Here is a 19,299-nt window from a genome sequence, read left to right as displayed (position 1 = left end):
GAAGATCAGGTAACCGCCGGGTCAGTTGTGGGTGGCGTCAGGCGGACTCGACGAGCCGGGCGAGGTTGTCCAGCGCCATCCGGGTGCCCGTCTCGTTGTCCGCGGCGGGCACGGCGTCGGGGAGCCCCTCGTGCACGATCAGGGCTCACGATAAGCGACGTGGGTACTGCCCGGCAGCCGGACGTGCCTCAGGCGGACTCCCTGTGGGCCAGGGCGCGCATGGCGGCCGCGGTCCGGGTGAACCCGTCCTCGCCGAGCAGCTCCCGCGCCTCGGCGTTGAACCGGTCGACCTCCGGCTGAGCCGCATCGAGCGCGGAGGTGCCATCACCGGTCAACTCCAGTACCACCGCCCGGTGTTCCCGCGGGTGCGCCCGCCTCACCACCAGACCGGCCGCGGTGAGCCGGCCGACCAGCCCGGTCACGGCGGACTCGCGCAGCCCGAGGGCGTGCGCCAGCCCTTGCTGGGTGAGGCCCGGCTGGTCGCGGATCGCGTACAGCGCGCCGAGCTGGGCCGTGGTGATCCCGGCGGTGGCCAGCAGGCGCCGGTCGGAGGCGGTGCGCAGCTGGTGCGCGGCGCGCTGGAGCAGGAAGTACAGACGCTGGTCGGGCTCGGGCATGGACCGATGTTGACAGACCCCGGGAGTCGGCGCCATGCTCACTTCACTAGTGAAGTGAACCTTGGTGAAGTGAACCCTGGTGGAGCGAGGCTTGGTGAATTGAGCCTTGGTGACCATCGAAAGAGGCCGAGCCCATGCCCGTCATCGACGCCTGGCTGCAGCACCCGACGCCACGCCACGCCAACCACGAGATGTTCGCGTCCCTGCGCCGCTGGACCGGCATGGAGCGGCTCGAGAAGCCCTTGCCCGTCGAGGTCACCGTGGCGGCGCTGGACGCGGGGGACGTGGAGATCGGCCTCGCGTCGGCCTGGTACGGGCCGCAGGGCGCGCTGATCGACAACGACGAGGTGGCCGCCTTCGTCGACGCGTCCGGCGGGCGGCTGCGCGGCGTGGCGGGCGTCGATCTCGCGCGGCCGATGGCGGCGGTGCGGGAACTGCGCCGGGCCGTCGGGGAGTTGGGCTTCGTGGCGCTGCGGATCGTGCCGTGGCTGTGGGGGCTGCCGCCCACCGACCGGCTGTACTACCCGCTGTACGCGGCCTGTGTGGACCTCGGCGTGCCGTTCTGCACTCAGGTCGGCCACACCGGCCCGCTGCGGCCGTCGGAGACCGGGCGGCCCATCCCGTACGTCGACCAGGTCGCGCTGGACTTCCCCGAGCTGACGATCGTGTGCGGGCACATCGGCTATCCGTGGACGGGGGAGATGATCGCGGTCGCCGACAAGCACGAGAACGTCTTCATCGACACCAGCGCCTATACCGTCCGCCGCTATCCGCCGGAGCTGGTGGAGTATCTGCGCGGCCGGGGCCGGCACAAGGTCCTGTTCGGCTCCAACTACCCGATGATCACGCCTGCTCGGGCCCTGGATCACCTGGACGCCCTGGGGCTGGACGAGGAGACGCGGGAGCTGTTCCTGCACGGCAACGCCCGCCGCGTCTTCGCCCTCTGATCCCGCTCGCGGCTCTCAGCGCACGAGGCAGGGCCGCTTCGCGTCGAAGGTCCAGCCCTCGATCAGATACCGCATGCCGACGGCGTCGTCCCGGCCCGAGAGCGCCTTCTCCCGGTAGAGCTCGTGGGCGGCGAGGAGCCGGTCCATGTCGAGATCGACTCCCAGCCCCGGGGTGTCCGGTACGGCGACCTCGCCGCCGTTGACCACCGGCGGCGCCACCGTGAGCCGCTCCAGCCCCTCCTGCCAGATCCAGTGCGTGTCGAGGGCGTTGTACTCGCCGGGGGCGGCGGCTCCGCAGTGGGCCATCATCGCCAGGGAGATGTCGAAGTGGTTGTTGGAGTGGCAGCCCCAGGTCAGCCCCATGGCGTTGCACAGCTGGGCGACCCGGACCGAGCCCTGCATGGTCCAGAAGTGCGGGTCGGCGAGCGGGATGGACACCGACTGCAGGGCCAGGGCATGGGTCAGCTGGCGCCAGTCGGTGGCGATCATGTTGGTGGCCGTGGGCAGGCCGGTGGCCCGGCGGAACTCCGCGAGGATCTCCCGGCCCGAGTAGCCGCCCTCCGCCCCGCAGGGGTCCTCGGCGTAGGCGAGGGTGCCGAGGAGCGGGCGGCACAGTTCGACGGCCTCCCGCAGGGACCAGGCTCCGTTGGGGTCGAGGGTGATCCGGGCGTCGGGGAAGCGTTCCTTGAGCGCGGTGACGGCCTCGACCTCCTCCGCTCCGGCCAGGACACCGCCCTTGAGCTTGAAGTCGCGGAAGCCGTAGTGGTCGTAGGTGGCCTCGGCCTGCCGGACGATCGCCTCGGGGGTCAGTGCCTCCTGGTGCCGGACGCGGTACCACTCGACGTCGGCGTCGGGTTCGCGGACGTAGTCCAAGTCGGTGCGGTCCGGGTCGCCGACGTAGAAGAGGTAGCCGAGGACACGTACGGAGTCGCGCTGCTTGCCGTCGCCCAGCAGGGCGGCGACCGGGACCTCCAGGTGCTGTCCGAGCAGGTCGAGGAGGGCGGACTCGACGGCGGTGACGGCGTGGACCGCCGTACGCAGGTCGAAGGTCTGCGCGCCGCGCCCGCCCGCGTCACGGTCGGCGAACGTGGACCCGATCGCCCGCAGGACGTTCTTGTAGTCGCCGACGCGGGCGCCGACGACCAGGGGCGCGGCGTCCCGCAGGGTCCGCGTGATCTTCTCCCCGCCGGGCACCTCTCCGAGCCCCGTTCGGCCCTCCGAGTCCTCCAGGACGACGACGTTGCGGGTGAAGTACGGGGCGTGGGCTCCGGAGAGGTTGAGGAGCATCGAGTCCCGGCCGGCGACCGGATAGACGGAGAGGCGGGTGATGACGGGCTGACTCATGGCTGGCGGATGCCGTTCTCGTGAGGGGGGTCAGATGCTGAAGGCGTCGAGGACCTGTTCCAGGACCAGTACGCCACCGAGTCCGAGGATCGCGAGCACCGTCGTGTAGGTGGTGCGCGCCTTGATGGCGTCGAGGACGGACAGGTTGAAGTACTCCTTGAACATCCAGAAGCCCGGGTCGTTGACGTGGGAAAAGGCGATCGAGCCGCAGGAGACGGCGAGCACCATGACCTCGCGGTGGATGCCGCTGCCCGCGAGCAGGGGCAGCGCCACGCCGGAGGCGGTGACGACGGCGACGGTCGCGGAGCCGAGGGCGACGCGCAGGATGGCGGCGATCAGCCAGGCCAGGATGATCGGGGAGATGGACCAGCCGTCGGCGCGTCCTTGATGCAGTCGGATATCCCGCCCTCGGCCGGGTTCATCGCCCGGACGAACGGCAGGCGCGGCCACAGCAGCGCGATGAACGCGCCGACCGGGACGGCGATGAACAGGCCGTAGAACAGGGTGAGTCCGATGAGCATGGCGGTCAGCACCATGGCGACCTGGACCCAGCGGGGCCCGCACACCTCCAGGAGTCCGCCGGCCATGCTCCAGCAGCAGCGCGGCGAAGCCGTTCAGTTTGAGCTTGGTCATCAGGACGAGCAGGACCAGGGCGCTGATCCCGAGCACCACGAGCGGCATGTCTCAGCTCTCCTTTGAACGCCGGCCGCCACGTTCACCCCACTGAATGGGGTCCTCACATGAAGATGACGTCTACATATGAGGACGGAGATTATGTTCGTGGATGGTCAAGGTCAATGGGTCTGCGCCCGTGGATTACCGCGGCCGTGCGTTCAGCCGGGCCCGGGCGCCGCCCGCCAGCCGCTCCAGTGCAGGACGGTGATCACGGTCACCGGCCCGGTCGGAGGCTCCTGCCGGTACTGCGCGTACTTCTGCCGCAGCAGTTCGACGGCGTCGGTGTACTCGTCCCGTGTCGCCTCGTCGGGCGCGTCGGGCGGCAGGACGCGTGCGCCGCCGTCCGCCCTGACCCACCACAGCCGGTCCCAGTCGGCGTCGTACTCGTCCACCAGCAGGCAGACCGCGGGGCGCACCTCCATGTTGTGCAGCCGCTTCAGCCGCTGCGACCGCTTCGGCTTGCCGTCCACGGCGGTGACGACCTCGTCGCCGCGCGCCGCGAAGACGACCGGCACCAGATGCGGGCGGCCCTCGGGGTCGACCGTCGCCAGCCGTGCGACGGACGCCTTGGCGAACCGCTCCCGCGCCTCGTCGTGCTCCATGTCCGGCATGTCGGCTCCCTCGTTCCCGGCGGTACGCGGTGCTCCGTCTCGGGTACCCCTATCCGTGTAGCACTCCTAACGGACGGCTCGGTGGATCAGGTGGTGCCGATGGTCGGTGACACGGACGACGACATCCAGGCGCGGCGGCGCGGTGAGAGCGGCCATCGGGCGGTTCCGCACCCGGACGACGTGCGGATCGAGGCGTGGGGAGTGAGCCGGGAGCGCTGTCTGGTGGAGGCGGCCCTCGGCATGGTGGAGTGCTTCGCCGACGTCACCGCGGTGCGGCCGACGTCGGTGGAGCGGATCCGGCTGGCCCAGGACAGCGACGAGGGGCTGCTGACCGCCCTCCTCGACGAGGTCGTCGAGCGCCTCGACGTGGACGGCCGAGTGGCGGTCGACCTGGAGGCGGACGTCACGGAGGGCGATCTGGACGTACGGCTCGCCCTCGCCGACCTGGCGGACGTGCGGGTCACCGGCGCCACCGCGGAGGACGTCTCCTGGCACGGGGTGACCATCGGGCCGGGCCCCTACGGCTGGTCGTGCGCGGTGACCGTGGACGTGTGAGGAGCGGGGCGGAGCGCCTCGGCGGGCGTTCCCCCGTCCCGGCCCATGCTCGTACCGTGGAGGCATGAGCGGCGGCACGGTGACGCTGTTCGTCTGCGGTGACGTGATGCTCGGACGCGGCGTCGACCAGATCCTGGCCCGGCCCGGCGACCCGGCGCTGCGCGAGGGGTACGTCACGGACGCCCGCGCGTACGTGCGCATGGCGGAGTCGGTGAACGGCCCGATCCCGGCGCCGGTCGACCCGTCCTGGCCCTGGGGCGAGGCGCTGCGGCTGCTGGAGGCGAACGCGCCCGACGTCCGGATCGTCAACCTGGAGACGTCCGTGACGCGCAGTGACGCCTTCGAGCCCGGCAAGGCGGTCCACTACCGCATGCACCCGGCCAACCTGCCCGCGCTCACGGTCGCCCGCCCCGACGTCTGCGTGCTGGCCAACAATCATGTGCGGGACTTCGGCCTCTCCGGCCTGCGGGAGACGCTGGACGTCCTGCACGGCGCGGGCCTGCGGACGGCCGGCGCCGGGCGGACCGCCGAGGAGGCGTACACGCCGGTGGCGCTGCCGCTCCCCCACGGCGGCCGGGTGCTGGTCTTCGCCCTGGGCGCCGCCGACAGCGGCGTCCCGGCCGGCTGGGCGGCGACCGCGGAGCGGCCCGGTGTCGCCCACGTGCCCGAGCTGACGCCCGCCACGGCCGCCGCCGCGGTGCGGCGCATACGGCGGGTGAAGCGGCCCGGCGACCTCGTGGTCGTGTCCGTGCACTGGGGGTCGAACTGGGGCTACATAGTCCCGCGCGAGCAGCGCCGCTTCGGGCACGCCCTGGTGGACGGCGGCGCCGACGTCGTGCACGGCCACTCCTCGCACCATCCGCGTGCCGCCGAGGTCTACCGGGACCGGCTGATCCTGCACGGCTGCGGCGACTTCATCGACGACTACGAGGGCATCCCGGGGTTCGAGGAGTACCGCGACGACCTGCGCATCGCCTATTTCGTCACGCTGGCGGCCGACACGGGCGCGCTCACCGGCCTGCGCATGGAACCCCTGCTGGCCCGCCGTATGCGGCTGGAACCGGCGCCGGCGAAGGACCGCGGCTGGCTGCAGACGACCCTCGACCGCATCGGCTACGACGTCCACGTCACCCTGGACCGGGACGGCGCCCTGGTGCTGAGCGGGCGGTCGGCCGTCAGTCGCCGCGCAGCGCCGCCAGCACATCGGCGTCCGTCAGCTGACGGAAGTCGTCGTACCACTCACCGACCGAGCTGAACAGCCGCGGCTCGTGCAGACAGACGAACTCGTCGACCTGCCGGCGCAGCTCCTCGGCCGCTTCCGGAGCGCAGACGGGGACGGCGAGGACCAGGTGCTCGGGTCGCTGACGGCGTACGGCACGCAGGGCGACGCGTGCCGTGGAGCCGGTCGCGACACCGTCGTCGACGACGATCGCGGCATGGCCGCGCAGCTCGGGCGCCGGCCGGCCCTGCCGATAGCGCTCCTCGCGCCGCCGCAGCTCCGCGCGCTCCCGCTCCACGGTCGGCGCCAGGTCGGCCTCGCTGAGCCCCAGCCGGTCCAGCGTGGGCCCGTCGTAGAGCGGGGGCCCGTCGCCCGCGAGCGCTCCGACCCCGAACTCCTCGTGGAAGGGCGCCCCGATCTTGCGTACGACCAGCACGTCCAGTGGGGCCTGCAGCACCCGGGCGATCTCCTGGGCGACCGCGACACCGCCACGCGGCAGTGCGAGGACGACGGGCTGCGGAAGGAGTCCCTTGTCCTGCCGGAGGCGCAGTTGCTCGGCCAGCTCCCGCCCGGCCTCGGTGCGGTCACGGAACTGCATGGGTCTCCCCTTCCGTCCGTCGCCGCGTACCCCTCCGGCCGGTGCCGGACACCCCGCCGGACTCTGCCCTTGCCGGTGGTGGCCCGAGGTCACTGGATGGACCACCCGACGCTGCCCACGCCGGAGCCGTAGATGGCGCAGACCCGACGACTCGCCGTTCTGCCGACTTCAGTCAAGGTCAGCGGCTCTTCGACGGGAACCTCGGAGGTGCCAGGGTGGCACTCGCCGTCATTCGTCCGCCGTGTCCGACGTACTCGCGGCGTTCCAGTCGTACGGCCCGCCGCCGAGCCACTCGATCAGCTCGGGGTCGTCGACGGCCCGGTCCTCGCCGGGCAGGCCCGCGCGGTGCACCAGGTCCATGACGTCGAACAGGCTGTACGCGGTGCCCGTCGGCTCGCCACGGATCGTCACCTGACGCCCGCCGTCCGACTCCGGCGGGGACACCACCACGGGGGGACGCGTGCTCATGCCACCACCATGCGCTCTGAGTGGCGGGAACGCAGCCCGGCGTACCGGTCACGGTTGAATCGTCACCGAAATGGGTCGTCTGCGCTCAGGTGGCTCCCCGGGGCTACGGCAGCGGTGTCCCGCCCGTGGCGTTCAGGATCTCCGCGGTGATGAAGCCCGCTTCCTGGGAGGCCAGATAGACGTACGCGGGGGCCAGCTCGGCCGGTTGCGCCGGGCGGCCAAGGGGGCTCTGTTTGCCGAACTCGACCGTGTCGGGCATCGTCGCCGGGATCAGCGGGGTCCACACCGGGCCGGGCGCGACCGCGTTGACGCGGATGCCGCGGCCGGCCAGCATCTGGGCGAGTCCCTGGGTGAACGTCACGATCGCGCCCTTGGTCATCGCGTAGTCCAGCAGATGCGGGCTGGGCTTGTAGGCCTGCACCGACGTGGAGTTGATGACGCTGTCGCCCTCGGGGATGTGCGGCAGGGCGAACTTCGTCAGCCAGAACATGCCGTAGAGGTTGGTGCGCATGACCCGGTCGAACTGCTCGGTCGTGATCGCCTCGATGCCGTCCGGCTGGGACATCTGGAAGGCGGCGTTGTTGACCAGCACGTCGATGCGCCCGAACTCACCGACCGCGCGCTCGATCAGGTCCCGGCAGTTGTCCTCGTCCCGGATGTCGCAGGCGACGGCGACCGCCTTGCGGCCGGCGTCCTCGACCAGCCGGGACGTCTCACGTGCCTCGTCCGCCTCCTCCGGGAGGTGGGTGAAGAGCACGTCGGCGCCCTCGCGGGCGTAGGCGAGGGCCACCGCCCGGCCGATGCCGGAGTCGCCCCCGGTGATGACGGTCGCGCGTCCCTCCAGCCGGCCGGTACCGCGGTAGCTCTCCTCACCATGGTCGGGCGGCGGGTCCATCGGCCCGGTCCAGCCCGGGTGGGGCTGGTCCTGCGCGGGGAACTCGGGCCGCGGATGCCGGGTGACCGGGTTCTCGCCGGCTTGCTGTTCGTCGGTCACGACGGCCTCCTGGGTCTGTGGGGGGGCGGACGCTGCCCGAGTTCCCGCCTCGCCGAGGTCCAAAGCCGCGTCGGTCACCCGGGGCCCGGGCTCCCTGTCGTTTCGCGGCCGCTCGCGCCGGGCACTCGGCGGCTGCCCCGAGTGCGAGGGAGGAGTGCCGTGCCGTTCCGCGACCGTACCCACGCCGGACAGGAACTCGGACTGCGGCTGGTCGAATGGGCCCACTCCGGCGACCTGATCAATGTGCTCGTCCTTGCGCTGCCACCCGGCGGCGTGCCGGTGGCCTGCGAGATCGGCCGTGCTCTGCATGCCCCGCTGGATGTGCTGGTCGCCGGCGAGGTCAGCACCCCGATCCGGCCCCAGACGCCGATCGGCGCCGTCGTCGCCGACGACCCGCCGCTGTACGACCGGCAGAGCCTGGCGATGATGCACCTGTCCGAGGACCGGCTGGGTGACGTCGTGGTGAGCCGGCGCAACGAGCTGCACCGGCTCGAATACCTCTACCGGGGCCGCCGTCCGCCGCCCTCCGTGGACGGCCGCACGGTCCTCCTCGTCGACGACGCGCTGACCACCGGCCTGACCGCCACGGCCGCCCTGCGCTTCCTACGCCGGCACGGCCCGTCGCGGCTGATCCTGGCGGTCCCGGTCGGCAGCCCGCGGACGGTCGCCGCCATGCGCTCCGAGTGCGACGACCTGATCTGCCTCGAACAGCCGCCGGGCCTGCATGTGGCCGGCGAGTGGTATGAGGACTACGCCCGGGTCTCCGACGAACAAGTGGCGGACAGTCTGCGCGTGTTCCACGCGACGGCGTGAGGCCGGGCGGCCGGCCGGTACCGGGGAAGATCCGAAGTCACCCGCGCCCGGGCCGTCGCCGTGGCAGGGTGGTGCCATGGTCATAGAAGTCCGCCCGGCGTCCGTCTTCGAGGACGTCCGTGCGGTCGTCGGTCCGAAGTCGCCGACGGCGACCGTCTGTTGGTGCCTGAGCTACCGCATCCCGTCGAAGCTGAACAACGAGCTGCGCGGGCCGGCCCGCGGTGAGTACGTCGCCGAGCTGTGCCGCGCCGACCCGCCACCCGGGGTGCTGGCCTACGACGGCGACGAACCGGTCGGCTGGGCCGCCGTGGCCCCGCGCTCGGCCACCTCCTTCGCCCGCAACCGCAAGATCCCGCACGTCGACGACCTGCCGGTCTGGTCGCTGTGGTGCATCCGCGTCCGGCCCGGCCACCGCAAGCAGGGCATCACCCACGCCCTCATCGCCGGAGCCGTCGAGTTCGCCCGCGACCGGGGCGCTCCGGTGATCGAGGCTTACCCGCTGGACAACGGCGACGCCCGGGTCGACCTGACGATGGCGTACGCGGGGCTGCGCAAGAACTTCGAGCGCGCCGGGTTCGTCCATGCCGCCGACACGACGTCCGTGCTGTCCGGTCATCCGCGCGTGCTGATGCGGCTCGACCTGCGCTGAGGGGCCGGTCAGCGCAGACTCAGTGCACGGAGAAACCTCCGTCGACGAAGATCGACTGTCCGGTGACGTACGCGGAGGCACGGCTCGCGAGGAACACCGCCGCGCCGGCGAAGTCCTCCGCCAGGCCGTTACGCCCGATCATGGTGCGCGCGGCGAGCGCCGCGACCTTCTCCGGGTCGGAGGACAGGCGTTCGTTGAGGGGCGTCATGACGAATCCGGGCACCAGCGTGTTGCAGGTGACGCCGTACGGCGACCAGGCCTCCGCCTGGGAGCGGGCCAGCGATTCCAGCGCCCCCTTGGAGACGCCGTAGGCGCCGCTGTGGACGAACGCCCGGTGCGCCTGCTGCGAGGTGACGTGGATGATCCGCCCGAAGCCGCGCTCCGCCATGCCGGGCCCGAACCGCTGCCCGAGAAGGTAGGGCGCGTCCAGGTTCACGGCCATCGTGGTGTCCCACACGTCCTCGCCCAGCTCCCCCATCGGCGGCCGCAGATTGATCCCGGCGCAGTTGACGAGGATGTCGGGCTCACCGAACGCCTCGACCGCCTCCTCGGCCGCCGCGCGCACACCGTCGCGCGTGCTCAGGTCCCCGCTCACCCAGGCCGCCCGGCAGCCCCGCGCCTCCAGCTCGCCGACGGTCGCGGCCAGCTCGGCCTTCCTGCGCGCGACGATCACGACACCGGCCCCCGCGCGGGCGAGGGCCTCGGCGACGGCCCGGCCGATGCCGGAACTGCCGCCGGTGACGACGGCGACACGGCCTTCCAGGGAGAACAGTTCGGAGAGATACGCCTGCGATGTCATGTCCGCACCCTAGGGCCTGCCCTGTGACGGCGCGGATGCCCGGGGCGGCGTCGTGTGAGCCTGCCGACGGCGGGCACTCGATGCGCACGGTGTGCCCGTCCGGGCCGCCGCCGGAGGCAGGAGGTGGAGAACATGGGTCATGGCGGGAACGTCATCGACGAACTCGTGACCGATCACCGCGAGGTCGAGGAGCTCTTCGGCCGGATCGAGGGGCTCACGCCCGGTCACAAGGACCGCAAGCTGTACGCCGACCAGGTCACGATGGAGCTGGTGCGGCACTCGGTGGCCGAGGAGGCCTATCTGTACCCGGCCGTGCGGCGGCACGTGGCGGGCGGGGACGCCATCGCCGACCGGGAGATCGACGATCACTCGAAGGCCGAACGGATCATGAAGGACCTGGAGGGGTGCGACGCCGGCGATCCCGACTTCGACCGGCTCATCGGCATGCTGATGGCGGAGGTCCGCTCGCACATCGCCGACGAGGAGAGTGCCCTCTTCCCGGCGCTGCGCGCGGCCTGTCCGCCTGACGCGCTCGACGATCTGGGCGACAAGGTGCGTCAGGCGAAGAAGCTGGCGCCGACCCGCCCGCACCCGTCCGCCCCGGACAAGCCGCCGGCCAACAAGCTGCTGGCCCCCGGTGCCGGAATGGTCGACCGGCTGCGCGACGCGCTGTCAGGACGCGGCAAGAAGGACTGACCCGCCCCCGGCCCTCGGGTGCCTCAGGCGATGAGCGCCGGGCCGGGGTCCACGAGCCGCTCGTGCAGTGCCGTGCGGTGCAGTGCCGCCACCGGGGCCAGGAGGTCGGGGTGGCGCAGCAGTGCCGCCGCCTCGCGGTCGTCGGCGTCGGGTGACACCAGGCGCCGGAACTCGACCGGGGCGGCGGCGGTGTGTCCGCCGTCGGCGATCGCGGCGACCGCGCGCCGGGCCAGCTCGCCGTCGGTGAGCAGGCAGGCGGCCCAGCTGGCCACGACCTCGTCGACCCAGGTGCGCCAGGCGACGTCGTCCGGCTCCGCGAGCGCGCTCGCGTCGGCGCCGGTGATCCAGTCCAGCGCGGCCGAACCGCCGGGGCCGGCCAGGTGGACCAGGGCGGCGTCCGTCGGCGTCGGGTAGCGCAGCCATGCCGCGGCCGTGACGGCCTGGCGGGCCTGCACCTCGCCGAGGGCGGCGGCCAGGGCGCCACCGCACGCCGGGTAGGAGCGCGTGAGCCATTCGGTGGTCGCCGCGATGAGCGGGGAGAGATCTGCGAGCACTGCCGGGCCGTCCGAGGTACTGGCGAGGGGGCGGGCTTCCCGCGCCGCCGGCCGGATCCGTCAGGAGCAGGGATCCGCAGGAGTACGGGAATTCAGCAAACGGTAGCCGGTGCCCCCGGCCCGCGGAAATGCCTGTGCCCTTGTGAACGGCGTGGCCTCGCCCACACCCGAGGCCCACACCCGAGCCGGGCGCTCAGCCCTCCGGGACGCCCCGCTCGGACTCCGCCAGGTGGTAGACGTGGAACGCCCGGCCGATCACCGGCTGTGCGACGTTGCGCACCTTCACGCCGCCGCTGGTCATGCCGTGCTCGGTGCCCAGGTGCGCGTGTCCGTGCACCGCGAGGTCGGCGCCCGCCGTGTCGATCGCCTCGGCGAGGAGGTAGCTGCCGAGGAACGGGTAGATCTCGGGCGGTTCGCCGGCCAGTGTGTCCGGCACCGGGGAGAAGTGGGTCAGGGCGACGCGCACGTCGCAGTCCTGCCCGCGGAGCTCCTCCAGACCGGCGCGCAGACTGTCGGCGCGGCGGCGGGAGTACCTGACGAACTCCTTCATGATCGGCTCGCCGAACTCACCGGCGCAGCGGCCCACGAACCCGCCGCCGAACCCCTTGGTCCCGGCCACCCCGATGCGTACGTCCCCGTCGCCGACCACCGTCGACTGCCCTTCCAGGACCCGCGCGCCGGCCTCCTGGAGCACGGCGGCGACCTCCTGCGGGCAGTCGGCGTGGTGGTCGTGGTTGCCGAGGACCGCGACCACGGGGACCGCCAGGCCCTTGATCTCCCGTGCGACGACCTGGGCCTCCTCGCGGGTGCCGTGGCGGGTGAGGTCCCCGGCGAGCAGCAGGACGTCCGCGTTCTTGTGCAGGGTCTCGAAGGAGGGGCGGAGCGTGCCCTCGCTCTCCGGGCCCATGTGGATGTCGCCGACGGCCGCGATCCGGATCATTCGAGCTCCTCGGCGTGATCGGGCGCGGAGGTGTCCGCGACCACGATGTCGCAGTGGACGGGGGTTCCCGGCAGCTCCTCGCGGGCCAGGCGCAGGACGTCGTCCCGGCAGCGCATGGACGGCACGGTGCCGGTCAGCAGGACCGCCTCGCCGCGGATCTCGATCCGTACGCCCAGCTCGGCGAGGTCGCCCGCGGCCAGCTGCTCGGTGACGTGGGCGACGCGGTAGTCCAGGTGCCGGGAAGCGCCCGCGTCGGGAGCCGTGGGGCCGCCGTGTCCGCTCATCGGTGCTCCTCCGGCGGGGCGATCACGTTCAGGCGTTCGAGGAGGTAGAAGAAGGCCGCCGGCATCGGTTCGTCGCCGCAGGAGGCGCGTACGTCCTCCCAGTCGACCTTCTCGCGCAGCGCCCGGGCCGCGGCGAGTACCGGGCCGAAGTCGCAGTAGTGCTCCGAGAACGCCTCGACCAGGCCGCGCATGAGGTCGGTCGGCGCGAGGACGGGCATGTGGACCGAGTCGACCGGCACCTCCTGCGCGCGGGCCAGCATGTCGGTGGTGACCGGGCGGTGTGCCAGTTCGAAGAGGAAGTCGACCTCCTGGCCGAGACAGGTGGTCTTCATCAGCCAGTCCTCCGGCGGTGTGCGCACCGTGAGACCGGCGTCGGTCAAGGTCTGCGCCACCGCCTCGGCGTCCGAGCGGCGTACGCAGAAGTCGGCGTCGTGCCGCAGATGGCCGCTGCCGCCGTGGGCGTACACGGCCACGCTTCCCGCCAGGGCGAAGGTGTGCCCCGCGCGTTTCAGCAGTGCGCCGACCTGCTTCGCCGCCTCCAGGATCTCCTGACTGCGGTCGAGGGGCGGCTCCTGGTGGTTCGGCGACGGCGGCTCCCACGGCCGACGGCCCTCCCCGACCGGGCGCAGCTCGGGGAACTCGGATCGCCGTTCGGGCGTCGCCCACTCCCGGTTCCGCGTCATCTCGCCTCCGTTCGCACCATGGCCCGGACCGGGCTCGGTTGAGGCTCCGAGTACCCGGCACGCCCGGTTTCGATACGGCCCCGCTCAGCGGGCTCCCACGGCGGCGTTCAGGCGGCGGTGTAGCCGAGCTGGCGCCGCATGTAGGGCGTCATCAGGGTCTTCGCCTTGGCCACGGTCGTGGTGCGGCCGCCGAGGACGGCCGTCTCGCCGCCCGGCACCGGCAGGACCGTCACGCCGTCGGCCGGGCCGAACGGGACGATCAGCGGGGTCCGGTGGACAGGCCGGTAGAAGCGGGGCTGTTTGCGGTGCTTGCCGCTGCTGTTGAGGTAGGCGCGGATGTTGTGGGCGGCCAGGTCGGCCTGCGCGAGGGCGGCGGGGGTGATCTTGAGGTCGGTGGCGTCGTTGACGTCGCCGACGGCGAACACGTCGGGGCGGCCGCGCACCCGCAGCGCCTCGTCGACCTTGACGTGGCCGCTGCCGTTCAGCCAGTCGCCGTGCCCGGCGAGCCGCAGCCAGAGGGTGTTGGGGGTGGTGCCGGTCGCCCAGAAGGAGCGGTCGGCCTCGATGAGGTTGCCGCGGGCGTCGCGATAGGTGCCGAAGTCGTTGCCGGGGGACATGAACGAGTCCAGCCACACCTGGACCCCGTGCGACTCCAGCCAGGTCCGCGCCTTGCGCCCGGCGCGCGTGCTGCCGGTGGAGTGCAGCAGCTCCGGACCGGAGTGGGCGAGGGTGACGCGGGCGTCGGGCCGGGCGAGCCGGATCTCGGCGCTGAGCTCGACGCCGGAGGGGCCGCCGCCGACGACCAGGACGTGCTCGGCCGCCGCTATGTGCTGCTGGTGGGTGGTGAAGGACTTCACCGCTTCCTCGGTGGTGGTGCCGCTGAAGCGGGCCGGTTCCGGGTAGTCGGCGCCGGTGGCGATCACCAGGACGTCGTACGGCAGCCGCTCCCCCGTGCCGAGGACGACCTGCCGTTCGGCGGTGTCGATGCGCAGCGCCTTGCCCACGACCACGTGGCCGCGGCTCAGCAGCCGGTCGTAGGGGATGAAGGGGCTGTGCGACCAGTCCGGACGCACTCCGGCGCGCAGGGAGGCGATGCGGTGGAAGAAGACCTCCTTGCGGTCCACCAGCGTGACCCGCGCGGTCGCGTCGAGCCGCTTTGCCAGACGTACGCCGGCATAGCCGCCGCCGATCACCACTACGTCGCCGTCGAGCACGCCGGGTCTCCTGTGCTGGTGGGGGAAACGGGGGGTGAACGGCGCGAACGGCGCGGCGGGTGGGCCGCCTTGGGCCACTCCCCTGTTTCCGCGAGCCTAGCGCTTGAAACATAAAGAATTGCTGGGGCCCGGTGTGCGTTGTGTGAAGGGTGCGGCCCGTGCGGCACCGGCGCACAAACGGAGACGTCCAGGCCGACCCGTGCGGGCCGGCCTGGACGTCTACGAGGTGCGGATCAGACGAGGTCGAACCGGTCCAGGTTCATGACCTTGACCCACGCGTCGACGAAGTCCTTGACGAACTTCTCCTTGGCGTCGTCGCTCGCGTAGACCTCCGCGAGGGCGCGCAGCTCGGAGTTGGAGCCGAAGACGAGGTCGGCACGGGTGCCGGTCCACTTGACCGCGCCGGAGGCGTCACGGCCCTCGAACGTGGTCTGGTCCCCGGAGGTGGACTTCCAGGTCGTGCCCAGGTCGAGCAGGTTGACGAAGAAGTCGTTGGTCAGCTTGCCCGGGGTCTCGGTGAAGACGCCGTGCTTGGACCCGTTCTGGTTGGCGCCGAGGACGCGCAGGCCGCCGACCAGGACGGTCATCTCGGGGGCGCTGAGCGCGAGCAGGTTGGCGCGGTCCAGCAGCAGGTACTCGGCCGGCAGGCGGTTGCCCTTGCCGAGGTAGTTGCGGAACCCGTCGTACGTCGGCTCCAGGGCCGCGAACGACTCGACGTCCGTGTGCTCCTCGGTGGCGTCGACGCGGCCCGGGGCGAACGGCACCTCGACGGCCACACCGGCGTCCCCCGCGGCCTTCTCCACGGCGGCGGAGCCACCGAGGACGATCAGGTCGGCCAGGGAGACCTTCTTGGCGCCCGAGTTGAACTCGGCCTGGATGCTCTCCAGGGTGCGCAGGACCTGGGCGAGCTCGTCCGGGTCGTTGACCTCCCAGCCGCGCTGCGGCTCCAGGCGGATGCGGCCGCCGTTGGCGCCACCGCGCTTGTCGCTGGCGCGGTGCGTGGCGGCGGACGCCCACGCGGCCTTGACCAACTGGGGGACGGTCAGGCCGGAGTCGAGGATCTTGGCCTTGAGGGCCGTCACGTCGGCGGCGTCAATGGCCTCGCCCTCGGCTGCGGGCAGCGGGTCCTGCCACAGCAGGGTCTCCGCGGGGACCTCCGGGCCGAGGTACAGGGACTTCGGGCCCAGGTCACGGTGGGTGAGCTTGTACCAGGCGCGGGCGAAGGCGTCCGCGAACTCGGCCGGGTTCTCGTGGAAGCGCTTCGAGATGGGGCCGTAGATCGGGTCGAAGCGCAGCGAGAGGTCCGTGGTGAGCATCGTGGGCAGACGCTTCTTCGACGGGTCGTGCGCGTCGGGGATGATCTCCTGCGCGTCCTTGGCCACCCACTGGTTGGCGCCGGCGGGGCTCTGCGTGAGCTCCCACTCGTAGCCGAAGAGGATGTCGAAGAAGTCGTTGCTCCACTGGGTGGGCTTGGTGGTCCAGGTCACCTCGAGGCCGGAGGTGATGGCGTCGCCGCCCTTGCCGGTGCCGTAGGTGGACTTCCAGCCCAGGCCCTGCTGCTCCATGTCGGCGGCCTCGGGGTCGTTGCCGACCGCGTCGGCCGGGCCGGCGCCGTGGGTCTTGCCGAAGGTGTGGCCGCCGGCGATGAGGGCGACGGTCTCCTCGTCGTTCATCGCCATGCGGCGGAACGTCTCGCGGATGTCGCGGGCCGCGGCGATCGGGTCCGGGTTGCCGTTCGGGCCCTCGGGGTTGACGTAGATGAGGCCCATCTGGACGGCGCCGAGGGGGTTCTCCAGCTCACGGTCACCGCTGTAGCGCTGGTCGTCCAGCCAGGTGGTCTCGGGACCCCAGTAGACGTCCTCGTCGGCCTCCCAGACGTCGGCGCGGCCGCCGCCGAAGCCGAAGGTCTCGAAGCCCATCGTCTCCAGCGCGACGTTGCCCGTGAGGATCATGAGGTCGGCCCAGGAGATGGACTGGCCGTACTTCTTCTTGACCGGCCACAGCAGACGGCGGGCCTTGTCCAGGTTGCCGTTGTCCGGCCAGCTGTTCAGCGGCGCGAAGCGCTGCTGACCGCGGCCGCCACCGCCGCGGCCGTCACTGATGCGGTAGGTGCCGGCGCTGTGCCAGGCCATACGGACCATCAGCGGGCCGTAGTTGCCGAAGTCGGCGGGCCACCAGTCCTGCGAGGTGGTCAGCACCTCGGCGATGTCCCGTTTCACGGCCGCCAGGTCGAGGGCCTGGAACGCCTCGGCGTAGTCGAAGTCGGCGCCGAGCGGGTTCGCGACGACCGGGTCCTTGGCGAGGATCTTCAGGTTGAGCCGCTCCGGCCACCACTGACGGTTGCCGCCGCCCTGCGTCGGGTGCGCGGCGCGACCGTGCGCGACGGGGCAGCCACCGGTGCCCTCATCCTTCGCGTCAGTGACGATCGCATCGGGGTTCTCAGCCATGGGAAACCTTCCGAACTAGGTGGATCACAGTGCTCGGGGTGCACTGCGGGCGGTGGAACAGTCGGGGCACAGGCCCCAGTAGATGACCTCGGCCTCGTCGATGGTGAAGCCGTGATCGTCGGACGCGGCCAGGCAGGGCGCCTCGCCGACCTCGCAGTCGACGTCGGCGACGACACCGCACGAACGGCACACGATGTGGTGGTGGTTGTCGCCGACACGCCCCTCGAACCTGGCCGGACTCCCGGCCGGTTCGATACGACGTATGAGTCCCGCCGCGGTGAGCGCGTGGAGGCCCTCGTACACGGCTTGCAGGGAGACATGACCCACGCGATCACGGACCCCGGAGGCGATGGCCTCGACACCGAGGTGGTCACCGGCCCGGACGGTGTCGAGCAGCGCGACCCGCGCCGCGGTCACCCTCAGACCGGCACCGCGGAGCTCCTCGGCGGGGGTCGGAGTCTGGGATGCGGTCATGGGGACAACCTACCTCTCTAAACACGAATGATTCAAGAAAACGAATGATGAAACTCTGGTGCCGCGTGCCACGATTCCGTCGGCCGGCGCACATGGCAGCGCACCGGGCCTCCCATAGCGCGAAAAATCATCTTTTCTGACATTGACTCAGGTCTTTCTGTCAAGGGCTCCACTTGGTCGGATTCCCACTCGTCCTTGATGGAGGTACATCCCATGCTGGGCAGACATACCGCGCTCGGTCGCCGCGCCGCCCTGACCACCGCCTGTGCCCTCGTTCTCACCGGCGTCACCTCGGCCGCCACGGCCGCGCCGCCCCCGGCCCCGGTACCCGCGTCCGTCGCCGCGCAGACGCTCGGCGCCGACAAGCCGCCGGCCGCGGTGGTACGCGCCATGGAGCGGGACCTGAAACTGGAGCCCGGTCAGGCGGCCGAGCGGCTGGTCAACGAGGCGGAGGCGGGTGTCCGCGCGGGCCGCCTGCGCAACGCCCTGGGCGAGCGCTTCGCGGGGGCCTGGCTGCGCGGGGCGACCTCCAGCGAACTCGCCGTCGCGACCACCCATGCCGACGACGTGTCCGCCATTCAGGCCCAGGGCGCGAAGGCCGTCGTCGTCAAGCGGCCCCTCAAGGACCTGCGGGCCGTCAAGGAGCGGCTGGACAAGGCCGCGGACCGTGTCGACACGCGTGACACTCCGGTCTGGTACGTCGACGTACCGACGAACCAGGTCGTCGTCCAGGCGATCAAGGAATCCGCCGCGACCGCCTTCATCAAGGCCGCCGGCGTCCAGGACAAGAGCGTGGGCGTGCGCGTGTCGGCGCAGCGGCCGCGCCCGCTGGCCGACCTCGTCGGCGGCGAGGCCTACTACATCGAGGGCTCGGCCCGCTGCTCCATCGGGTTCTCCGTCACCAAGGACACCCAGCAGGGCTTCGCCTCGGCGGGCCACTGCGGCGACCCCGACGACTCGACCACCGGCTTCAACATGGCCGAGCAGGGCACCTTCGAGGCCTCCACGTTCCCCGGCAAGGACATGTCGTGGGTGAGCGTCAACAGCGACTGGACGGCCACGCCCGACGTCAAGGGCGAGGGCGGCCAGCGCACCCAGGTCACCGGCTCGGTGCAGGCGCTGGTCGGCGCGTCGATCTGCCGCTCGGGCTCCACCACCGGCTGGCACTGCGGCACCATCGAGCAGCACGACACGAGCGTCAGCTACTCCCAGGGCAGGGTCGACGGGGTCACCGAGACCACCGTGTGCGCCGAGCCGGGCGACTCCGGCGGCCCGTACGTCTCCGGCTCCCAGGCACAGGGCGTGACCTCGGGCGGCTCCGGTGACTGCACGGCCGGCGGCACCACCTTCTACCAGCCGATCAACCCGATCCTCAGCGACTTCGGGCTCGTCCTGAAGACCGCGGCCGCCCAGGCCGGCGCTCCCGCCCCGCAGGACAACGAGGCAGCCGTCTCCTGGGCCGCCGGCCGGGTCTTCGAGGCCGGCGCCACGGTGACCCACGCGGGTGTGCGATACCAGTGCCTGCAGACCCACCAGGCGCAGAGCAGGTGGTCGCCGAACACCACCCCGGCCCTGTGGCAGCGGCTGTAGCGGGCCGCGGACGTCGTACGGCGTGGGGGGGGGGGGGGGGGCCCCCCCCCCCCCCCCGGGGTGGGGGGGCCCCGCCCCCCCGCCCGCGGCCGGGGGGGGGGGGGGGCCCGCGGCCGGGGGGGGGGGGG

The 19,299-nt window shown here is 72.0% G+C and carries 21 protein-coding genes and 2 pseudogenes; 7 read left to right on the top strand and 16 right to left on the bottom strand.

From position 1 onward, the window contains the following. Positions 1-37: 37 nt before the first annotated feature. Together ACIRD7_RS06685 and ACIRD7_RS06680 are read right to left on the bottom strand one after the other, a co-directional pair. Positions 38-142: pseudogene (locus ACIRD7_RS06685) on the bottom strand (polyketide cyclase); the annotation flags it as partial. A gap of 46 nt (positions 143-188) precedes the next feature. After that, on the bottom strand, positions 189-617 hold the full coding sequence (locus tag ACIRD7_RS06680) for a MarR family winged helix-turn-helix transcriptional regulator (RefSeq protein WP_403450608.1): 429 nt from the start codon (positions 615-617) through the stop codon (positions 189-191). A 134-nt stretch (positions 618-751) separates the two neighbouring features. Between ACIRD7_RS06680 and ACIRD7_RS06675 the strand changes: the two genes are divergently transcribed. Next, complete coding sequence (locus ACIRD7_RS06675; RefSeq protein WP_403450605.1) at positions 752-1,564, top strand: amidohydrolase family protein; 813 nt, start codon at positions 752-754, stop codon at positions 1,562-1,564. 15 nt (positions 1,565-1,579) lie between these two features. On the opposite strand, the gene ACIRD7_RS06670 is transcribed toward ACIRD7_RS06675, so the two are convergent. The 3 genes and pseudogenes from ACIRD7_RS06670 to ACIRD7_RS06660 all read right to left on the bottom strand — a co-directional run bounded on the left by ACIRD7_RS06670 (position 1,580) and on the right by ACIRD7_RS06660 (position 4,194). Continuing rightward, positions 1,580-2,908 carry an enolase C-terminal domain-like protein gene (locus tag ACIRD7_RS06670; RefSeq protein ID WP_403450603.1) on the bottom strand — a complete coding sequence of 443 codons (1,329 nt, stop codon included), beginning with the start codon at positions 2,906-2,908 and terminating at the stop codon, positions 1,580-1,582. A 30-nt stretch (positions 2,909-2,938) separates the two neighbouring features. Next, positions 2,939-3,589, bottom strand: a pseudogene (locus ACIRD7_RS06665) (hypothetical protein). 152 nt (positions 3,590-3,741) lie between these two features. Beyond that, the gene (locus ACIRD7_RS06660) at positions 3,742-4,194 is read right to left on the bottom strand and encodes a TIGR03668 family PPOX class F420-dependent oxidoreductase (RefSeq protein ID WP_403450600.1); all 453 of its coding nucleotides are present in this window, start codon (positions 4,192-4,194) and stop codon (positions 3,742-3,744) included. Between the two features lie 99 nt (positions 4,195-4,293). Between ACIRD7_RS06660 and ACIRD7_RS06655 the strand changes: the two genes are divergently transcribed. Continuing rightward, complete coding sequence (locus ACIRD7_RS06655; RefSeq protein ID WP_403450597.1) at positions 4,294-4,749, top strand: archease; 456 nt, start codon at positions 4,294-4,296, stop codon at positions 4,747-4,749. Positions 4,750-4,813: 64 nt separating this feature from the next. Continuing rightward, positions 4,814-6,004, top strand: coding sequence for a CapA family protein (locus ACIRD7_RS06650; RefSeq protein WP_403450594.1), 1,191 nt, complete (start codon positions 4,814-4,816; stop codon positions 6,002-6,004). Here the strand turns inward: ACIRD7_RS06650 and ACIRD7_RS06645 are convergent. The 3 genes from ACIRD7_RS06645 to ACIRD7_RS06635 form a co-directional block, all read right to left on the bottom strand. Beyond that, entirely contained in the window at positions 5,925-6,566 is a 642-nt protein-coding gene (locus tag ACIRD7_RS06645) for a phosphoribosyltransferase (protein WP_403450592.1), read from the bottom strand. The two genes, ACIRD7_RS06650 and ACIRD7_RS06645, sit on opposite strands and share 80 nt — an antisense overlap. Positions 6,567-6,794: 228 nt before the next feature. Then, on the bottom strand, positions 6,795-7,034 hold the full coding sequence (locus tag ACIRD7_RS06640) for a hypothetical protein (RefSeq protein ID WP_403450590.1): 240 nt from the start codon (positions 7,032-7,034) through the stop codon (positions 6,795-6,797). A gap of 103 nt (positions 7,035-7,137) precedes the next feature. Beyond that, entirely contained in the window at positions 7,138-8,028 is an 891-nt protein-coding gene (locus ACIRD7_RS06635) for an SDR family oxidoreductase (RefSeq protein WP_403450587.1), read from the bottom strand. A gap of 159 nt (positions 8,029-8,187) precedes the next feature. Here ACIRD7_RS06635 and ACIRD7_RS06630 point away from each other — a divergent pair, with 159 nt between their 5' ends. Together ACIRD7_RS06630 and ACIRD7_RS06625 are read left to right on the top strand one after the other, a co-directional pair. Further along, positions 8,188-8,841, top strand: a complete 654-nt coding sequence (locus ACIRD7_RS06630; RefSeq protein ID WP_403450585.1) for a phosphoribosyltransferase — start codon at positions 8,188-8,190, stop codon at positions 8,839-8,841. 76 nt (positions 8,842-8,917) lie between these two features. Continuing rightward, positions 8,918-9,490 carry a GNAT family N-acetyltransferase gene (locus ACIRD7_RS06625; RefSeq protein WP_403450582.1) on the top strand — a complete coding sequence of 191 codons (573 nt, stop codon included), beginning with the start codon at positions 8,918-8,920 and terminating at the stop codon, positions 9,488-9,490. A gap of 19 nt (positions 9,491-9,509) precedes the next feature. Here the strand turns inward: ACIRD7_RS06625 and ACIRD7_RS06620 are convergent, their stop codons facing one another. Then, positions 9,510-10,289, bottom strand: a complete 780-nt coding sequence (locus tag ACIRD7_RS06620; protein WP_403450580.1) for an SDR family NAD(P)-dependent oxidoreductase — start codon at positions 10,287-10,289, stop codon at positions 9,510-9,512. A 132-nt stretch (positions 10,290-10,421) separates the two neighbouring features. On the opposite strand from ACIRD7_RS06620, the gene ACIRD7_RS06615 reads away from it, so the two are divergent. Continuing rightward, positions 10,422-10,985 carry a hemerythrin domain-containing protein gene (locus ACIRD7_RS06615; protein WP_403450578.1) on the top strand — a complete coding sequence of 188 codons (564 nt, stop codon included), beginning with the start codon at positions 10,422-10,424 and terminating at the stop codon, positions 10,983-10,985. Positions 10,986-11,008: 23 nt separating this feature from the next. Here ACIRD7_RS06615 and ACIRD7_RS06610 read toward each other — a convergent pair whose 3' ends face one another. From ACIRD7_RS06610 to ACIRD7_RS06580, 7 genes are all read right to left on the bottom strand, one after another. Continuing rightward, positions 11,009-11,539, bottom strand: a complete 531-nt coding sequence (locus ACIRD7_RS06610; protein ID WP_403450575.1) for a hypothetical protein — start codon at positions 11,537-11,539, stop codon at positions 11,009-11,011. Positions 11,540-11,732: 193 nt separating this feature from the next. Then, positions 11,733-12,479: a metallophosphoesterase gene (locus ACIRD7_RS06605; protein ID WP_403450572.1), complete on the bottom strand. Its 747-nt coding sequence runs from the start codon at positions 12,477-12,479 to the stop codon at positions 11,733-11,735. Next, the gene (locus tag ACIRD7_RS06600) at positions 12,476-12,763 is read right to left on the bottom strand and encodes a BON domain-containing protein (protein WP_403450570.1); all 288 of its coding nucleotides are present in this window, start codon (positions 12,761-12,763) and stop codon (positions 12,476-12,478) included. Before ACIRD7_RS06600 ends, ACIRD7_RS06605 begins: the two co-directional genes overlap by 4 nt. Further along, positions 12,760-13,446, bottom strand: coding sequence for a hypothetical protein (locus ACIRD7_RS06595; protein WP_403450567.1), 687 nt, complete (start codon positions 13,444-13,446; stop codon positions 12,760-12,762). The genes ACIRD7_RS06600 and ACIRD7_RS06595 overlap by 4 nt, the downstream gene beginning before the upstream one ends. A 107-nt stretch (positions 13,447-13,553) precedes the next feature. Next, positions 13,554-14,660, bottom strand: a complete 1,107-nt coding sequence (locus ACIRD7_RS06590) for an NAD(P)/FAD-dependent oxidoreductase (RefSeq protein ID WP_403450564.1) — start codon at positions 14,658-14,660, stop codon at positions 13,554-13,556. A gap of 233 nt (positions 14,661-14,893) precedes the next feature. Then, complete coding sequence (gene katG, locus ACIRD7_RS06585) at positions 14,894-17,107, bottom strand: catalase/peroxidase HPI (protein WP_403450561.1); 2,214 nt, start codon at positions 17,105-17,107, stop codon at positions 14,894-14,896. 24 nt (positions 17,108-17,131) lie between these two features. Continuing rightward, positions 17,132-17,581 (bottom strand): Fur family transcriptional regulator, encoded by a 450-nt coding sequence (locus ACIRD7_RS06580; RefSeq protein ID WP_403450558.1) that lies wholly within the window; start codon positions 17,579-17,581, stop codon positions 17,132-17,134. Positions 17,582-17,794: 213 nt separating this feature from the next. On the opposite strand from ACIRD7_RS06580, the gene ACIRD7_RS06575 reads away from it, so the two are divergent. Beyond that, on the top strand, positions 17,795-19,171 hold the full coding sequence (locus tag ACIRD7_RS06575) for an alpha-lytic protease prodomain-containing protein (RefSeq protein ID WP_403450556.1): 1,377 nt from the start codon (positions 17,795-17,797) through the stop codon (positions 19,169-19,171). Positions 19,172-19,299: the final 128 nt, after the last annotated feature.

It is taken from the genome of Streptomyces sp. NPDC093568, assembly GCF_044764945.1.
GTDB lineage: Bacteria > Actinomycetota > Actinomycetes > Streptomycetales > Streptomycetaceae > Streptomyces.
Note: the sequence above shows the minus strand (reverse complement) of the source record. Positions and strands in the feature narration are given on the sequence as shown.